The organism is Sphingorhabdus sp., assembly GCF_044354325.1.
In the GTDB taxonomy this organism is placed as follows: Bacteria; Pseudomonadota; Alphaproteobacteria; order Sphingomonadales; family Sphingomonadaceae; genus Sphingorhabdus_B.
Map to the genome: position 1 here is coordinate 1 of NZ_JBILAF010000120.1, position 6,024 is coordinate 6,024.

A 6,024-nucleotide genomic window follows, 5' to 3' on the forward strand; every position below is an offset into this window, starting at 1 on the left:
CTGCGGTATAATCATAAGCGACATAACGTTCAAAAAACCGTTCGAGAAATGCTGTGAGCAATCGGCCCGATTCCTCTGCAAAAAAACGATTTTTTTCAACGCGGACATAGGCCCTGTCTTTCAGAACCTGAATGGTCGACGCATAGGTCGATGGACGACCAATACCCAGCTCCTCCAGCCCTTTAACAAGTGTCGCTTCGGAAAAACGGGGTGGTGGCTGTGTAAAATGCTGTGTTTTCTCAACAGCATGCTTCGCGGGCGCATCGCCGACGGACATCGCCGGCAAAATTGCGCCATCTTCGCTCTCGCTATCGTCGAGGCCTTCCTCATACACCGCCAAGAAACCGGGGAATTTCATCACCTGCCCCGTGGCGCGCAAGCCTGTCTGTCCGGTGCCGTCGACCAGATCAACCGTGGTGCGCTCCATCCGTGCAGACGCCATCTGGCTGGCCATCGCGCGTTTGTAGATCAGGTCATACAAACGGCCATGATCGCCGGAACCAGCCTTATCCTTGGAGAAATCGGTTGGCCGAATGGCTTCATGGGCCTCTTGCGCGTTTTTGGCTTTGCTTTGGTAGACCCGCGGCTTGTCGGGCAGATAGCCGCTGTCAAAGCGGTCAGAGATCGTTTTGCGCGCGGCAGAAATGGCGCTGTGGTCCATTTGGACGCCGTCCGTACGCATATAGGTGATCGCACCATCTTCATACAGCCCTTGCGCAATCCGCATGGTGTGACTGGCCGAAAAACCAAGCTTGCGCGCGGCTTCCTGCTGCAACGTCGATGTCGTAAATGGTGGCTGTGGGTTGCGCGTGACCGGCTTTGTTTCCACAGAATCGACGGTGAACTTACCCGCCTCAACCGCGGCGCGCGCTTGCTCTGCCTCGGCCTCGGTTTTCAAATCCATCTTATCGAGTTTTTTGCCGAGATATTGGGTCAGGCGGGCATCGAACTTCTGCCCCTTATGCTCCATCGCCGCCTTAACCGACCAATATTCTTGCGCACGGAACGCTTCGATCTCGCGCTCACGTTCAACGATTAAGCGCAGCGCAACCGACTGAACACGGCCAGCGGATTTTGCGCCCGGCAGTTTGCGCCACAATACGGGCGACAGGGTAAAGCCCACAAGATAATCCAGTGCGCGGCGCGCGCGATAGGCATCGATTAGGTCGATGTCCAAAGCCCGCGGATGCTTCATGGCGTCGGTGACAGCTTGCTTCGTAATTGCGTTGAACGTCACGCGACCGACATTTGCGGGCAGCGCCTTTTTCTTGGCGAGCACTTCCTGCACATGCCAGCTAATCGCTTCGCCTTCCCGGTCAGGGTCGGTTGCGAGAATTAAGCCGTCGGCCTTTTTGGCTTCGTCGGTTATCGCCTTTAGCTGCTTTGCCTTGTCGGCATAATTATCCCACAGCATTTCAAAGCCATTTTCAGGATCAACAGACCCATCCTTGGGCGGCAAATCGCGGATATGTCCGTAGGATGCCAATACCTTGAAGCCGGGGCCCAAATATTTCTCGATTGTCTTGGCTTTTGCAGGTGATTCAACGATGACTAATTGCATGATAATATGAGCTTTTCTAAAATCTCTCGCGTACGCGTATAGGCTGATGGGGTTGGAGGGGTGTCGTCAAGACGAAAATTTCATGCGGCGATACGCACTTTTCCGCCTGCCCCGCGCTCCAGTTTGCCGGCCAGTTCCATTTCGAGCAGAACCATCTGCACATTGGCTTGACTGCTGCCCGATTGGCGCACCAATTCATCCACCGAAACATAGGTCATGCCCATCAGGTCGATGACGGCTTGCCGCTCGTCATCGGTGTCGTCGCCGATAGTCGCCGGCTCAGACGCAACATATCGCGCCGGCACCGCGCGCATCCGGTGATCCAATGGCCGGACAAGTTCGGCAATTTCTTCGGCATTCTGCACAAGCGTGGCGCCTTCGCGGATAAGCTGGTTGCAGCCGCGTGATCTTGGATCAAGCGGCGACCCCGGAATGGCCATCACCTCACGCCCGAATTCGGCGGCAAGCCGCGCGGTAATCAGCGATCCGGATTTGGGTGCAGCCTCAACCACGACCGTGCCCGCCGATATCCCTGCAATAATCCGGTTGCGATATGGAAAATGCCGCGCGCGGGGTTCGGTCCCGGGCGGTTGTTCGGCGATGAGCAAGCCACGTTCGGCAATCGCGTCCTGAAGTGCCTTGTTCTCCGGCGGATATACGACATCGATACCACCTGCGATCACCGCAATCGTTCCGCTTTCAATCGAACCTGCATGCGCGGCGGTATCAATACCGCGCGCCAGTCCCGAAACCACCGGGAATTCCATTTGGCCAAGATCATAGGCCAGTTGCCGTGCGAACTGACACGCACCAGCCGACGCATTGCGCGCGCCAACGATGGAAATGGCGATGCGGTTGAGCAGACCCAAATCACCCTTCACACTCAAGACGGGCGGCGCATTGTCCAAGTGTGACAGCAAGGAAGGATATTCGGGATCGCCAATAAAAATGTGACGCCCGCCAAATTTCTCAACGAATTGCAGTTCGCGGGCGACGCTTGCTTCGTCGGCAAGCAGCGACGGATCGCCACCGCCGCGACGAACAAGGTCGGGCAAAGCCTCCAGCGCAGCCTTTGCGTTGCCAAAGCGACCTATGAGTTGGCGATAACTGACAGGACCAATATTGGGTGATCGAATGAGCCGAAGCTGATCAAATTGTTCCTGGCTGCCCCCCATTGCCGCGGTCAGCTTTTGCTTTTGCCGATACGTGGTTCGGTGCCGTCCATCAGGTTTTCAATATTCGTCCGATGTTTCCAAAAGACGATCAACGTGCATGCGACCAAAAGGGCCACCAAATCATATCGGCCGAAATAAGCCGCGGCTATCGGCGCGCATAAAGCGGCCAGCAGGCCAGCAAGTGAAGAGATCCTGAAAATCAGGAGCGCGCCGATCCACGCGATGGCATAGACAACGCCGCCTTGCCAAAACAGGCCAAACATGATGCCGGCATAGGTCGCAACACCCTTACCGCCTTTGAAACCCAGCCACATAGGGTACAAATGCCCGAAGAACGCGCCTGCTGCGGCAAATGCGGCACCACCCGGCAAATAATGCGTTGCGATAAAGACTGCGGCGAAACCTTTTAGCAGGTCGAGCAACAACGTCAGTGCGGCAAGCCCCTTGCGTCCGGTCCGTAACACGTTCGTTGCGCCGATATTGCCTGAGCCGATGTTCCGGATATCGCCGCCGCCCGAAGCCTTAGTCAGCAACAACCCAAACGGAATCGAACCGAGCAGATATCCAAGCAGAAGACCCGCAATCATGTTGAACCCAATATCATCCATTGGTCGAATCCTCTAAATATCTGTATGACGTAACTGTTTTGTTCCGCCTGCTCAAGGCCACCGACTTGTCAGCCAGCGTGGCGCATTAGCCTCGTGGCGCGTGACAAGCTTGGGCCTGACACCAACACAGAAGGTTTAACTGTCCCGCTCTATCGCGCTTTGGTTTGTCGCAAATCAAATCACTCTAAGCGAAAATATCGCATAGAAGCGTTCATTATGCCGCTTGTTGCAAGTCGTTCGCGCTGGATTTTTCTATTTCCGGGGACTAATGGGCGACGACGTGCCGCAGCAGCGGCTTAAACCCGGGGTTAGTATCCGTGAATTACGATGCTGTTTTCGAAAAAGCGATTGACCGCCTTCATGCCGAGGGCCGCTACCGCGTGTTTATCGATATTTTGCGGAACAAGGGGAATTATCCCAACGCGCGCTGCTTCGCCGGACATAACGGCCCCAAGGACATCACCGTGTGGTGTTCAAACGACTATCTCTGCATGGGGCAGCACCCCAAAGTCATCACCGCCATGGAAGATGCACTGCATGACGTAGGCGCTGGCTCTGGCGGGACGCGCAACATTGGCGGCAACACGCATTATCATGTCGAACTGGAACATGAACTTGCCGATTTGCATGGCAAGGATGGCGCATTGCTGTTCACGTCGGGCTATGTTTCCAACGATGCGACACTGTCGACATTGGCCAAGGTTTTGCCCGGATGCATCATCTATTCCGATGAATTGAACCACGCTTCCATGATTGCCGGCATTCGCAACGCCGGCTGTGAAAAGCGCGTTTGGCGGCACAATGATCTGGCGCATTTGGAAGAGCTGCTCGCGGCTGATGATCCAGAGGCACCGAAGCTGATCGCCTTTGAAAGCGTGTATTCGATGGACGGCGACGTTGCGCCCATCGCCGCCGTTTGCGATTTGGCCGACAAGTATAACGCGCTTACCTATTGCGACGAAGTGCATGCCGTTGGCATGTACGGCGCACGTGGTGGCGGCATTAGCGAACGGGACGAAGTCGCGGACCGCGTAACGATCATTGAAGGTACGCTCGGCAAGGCATTTGGTGTGATGGGCGGTTACATTGCCGCTGATCAAAAGATCATTGACGTCATTCGTTCCTACGCGCCGGGCTTTATTTTTACGACATCGCTCTCGCCGGTCCTTGTGGCTGGCGTATTGGCATCGGTTCGTCACCTCAAGACATCCAGCGAGGAGCGCATTGCGCAGCACGCAAATGCCGCAATGCTAAAGACGTTATTTGCGGATGCGGGATTGCCCGTCATGGTCAGCAATACGCATATCGTGCCATTGATGGTCGGCGATCCGGTGAAGGCCAAGAAGATCAGCGACATATTGCTCGCGGAATATGGCGTATATGTTCAACCGATCAACTACCCCACCGTACCGCGCGGCACAGAGCGGTTACGCTTTACGCCGGGTCCTCAGCATACCGAGGCGATGATGCGCGATTTGACGAGTGCGTTGATTGAGATTTGGGGTCGGGTGGATATCCGCGCTGCTCAGGCTGCTTGAGCCAAAAGCTGCACAAAGGTTTCCTGGTCCACATTCCCGCCGGATAATGTAACCGCGGTTACCGGCTTTAATTCTATCTTTCCGGCAAGAACGGCCGCGAGCGCGACTGCGCCGCCCGGTTCCACCACGAGGTGGAGTTTCTCAAACACCAATCGCATCGCTGCAGCCACTTCAGCGGTGGTAACCGACACACCTTGCGATACGCGGTTGCGAAGGACGTCGAAGTTTACGGGGTAGGTCTGCGGGGTTTGCAAAGCATCGCAATAGGTTGGGTGCAAAAGGTCTTTAACAGGCAAAATCTCGCCTGCTTCAAGCGAACGGATGATATCGTCCCAGCCTTCAGGCTCGACGATGGCGATGTCCGCGTCGGGACAGGCAAGCGCAAGGCCCGCGGCAAGACCGCCGCCACCGCAGCAGGAAACAATCAAATCTGGCCCTGTGATGCCAAGGCTTTGCAGCTGTTCGGCAATCTCAATACCGGCGGTGCCCTGCCCTTCGATAACCCACGGATCGCCAAAGGCATGCACGAGCGTCGCGTTGCTTTGTGCAATCAACCCAGCGGCCACTGCTTCACGCGATTCCGTTGCGCGGTCATATAGCACCACCTGCGCGCCAAGCGCCTTTGTCGCCTCAAGCTTCATGCGCGGCGCATTGCAAGGCATGACGATGGTTGCAGATATGCCAAGCTTCTTCGCCGCCCAAGCGACGCCCTGCGCATGGTTGCCGCTGGATACGCCAACGACGCCGCGCGCACGCTCGTCTTCGTTCAAATCGGAGAGGCGGTGCCACGCGCCGCGAATCTTGAACGCGCCGATGGGCTGCAGCATTTCGGCCTTGCACCAAATCGTGACGCCATCCACCTCAAGCGGCAGCAAGGGCGTTTTTGGCAGAATAGCGGCTATCTTGGCCATCGCCCGCTGCACCCCTTCGTGCGTTGGCGTCGTGATGGCTGCAGCCAATTCTTGTTCTGTCATAAAAGGCCCTTATATGCGTGCGCTGAACGAATCTCTGATAAGTGGAAATAGCATATGAGCAAGGTATTGGTAATTGGCGCAGGCGGCGTTGGATCGGTTGCGGTCCACAAAATGGCCATGAACCAGGATATTTTTAGCCATATCAGCCTTGCGAGCCGCACAAAGTCG

General features: G+C 56.1%; 6 protein-coding genes. 2 read left to right on the plus strand and 4 right to left on the minus strand.

What is annotated here, in order from left to right; genetic code table 11:
* The 3 genes from topA to plsY form a co-directional block, all read right to left on the minus strand.
* A partial coding sequence (gene topA, locus ACIQ0G_RS09685) for a type I DNA topoisomerase (protein WP_397577730.1) occupies positions 1 to 1,561 on the minus strand: 1,561 nt, incomplete at its 3' end.
* A gap of 80 nt (positions 1,562 to 1,641) precedes the next feature.
* The gene (dprA, locus tag ACIQ0G_RS09690; protein ID WP_397577731.1) at positions 1,642 to 2,736 is read right to left on the minus strand and encodes a DNA-processing protein DprA; all 1,095 of its coding nucleotides are present in this window, start codon (positions 2,734 to 2,736) and stop codon (positions 1,642 to 1,644) included.
* Between the two features lie 8 nt (positions 2,737 to 2,744).
* Positions 2,745 to 3,344 carry a glycerol-3-phosphate 1-O-acyltransferase PlsY gene (plsY, locus tag ACIQ0G_RS09695; RefSeq protein WP_397577732.1) on the minus strand — a complete coding sequence of 200 codons (600 nt, stop codon included), beginning with the start codon at positions 3,342 to 3,344 and terminating at the stop codon, positions 2,745 to 2,747.
* 317 nt (positions 3,345 to 3,661) lie between these two features.
* On the opposite strand from plsY, the gene hemA reads away from it, so the two are divergent.
* Positions 3,662 to 4,882, plus strand: a complete 1,221-nt coding sequence (gene hemA, locus ACIQ0G_RS09700; RefSeq protein ID WP_397577733.1) for a 5-aminolevulinate synthase — start codon at positions 3,662 to 3,664, stop codon at positions 4,880 to 4,882.
* On the opposite strand, the gene ACIQ0G_RS09705 is transcribed toward hemA, so the two are convergent.
* Positions 4,870 to 5,856, minus strand: a complete 987-nt coding sequence (locus tag ACIQ0G_RS09705; protein ID WP_397577734.1) for a threonine/serine dehydratase — start codon at positions 5,854 to 5,856, stop codon at positions 4,870 to 4,872. The two genes, hemA and ACIQ0G_RS09705, sit on opposite strands and share 13 nt — an antisense overlap.
* Positions 5,857 to 5,910: 54 nt before the next feature.
* Here ACIQ0G_RS09705 and ACIQ0G_RS09710 point away from each other — a divergent pair.
* Positions 5,911 to 6,024, plus strand: a 114-nt coding sequence (locus ACIQ0G_RS09710; protein WP_397577735.1) for a saccharopine dehydrogenase NADP-binding domain-containing protein, incomplete at its 3' end; no start/stop codon positions are given.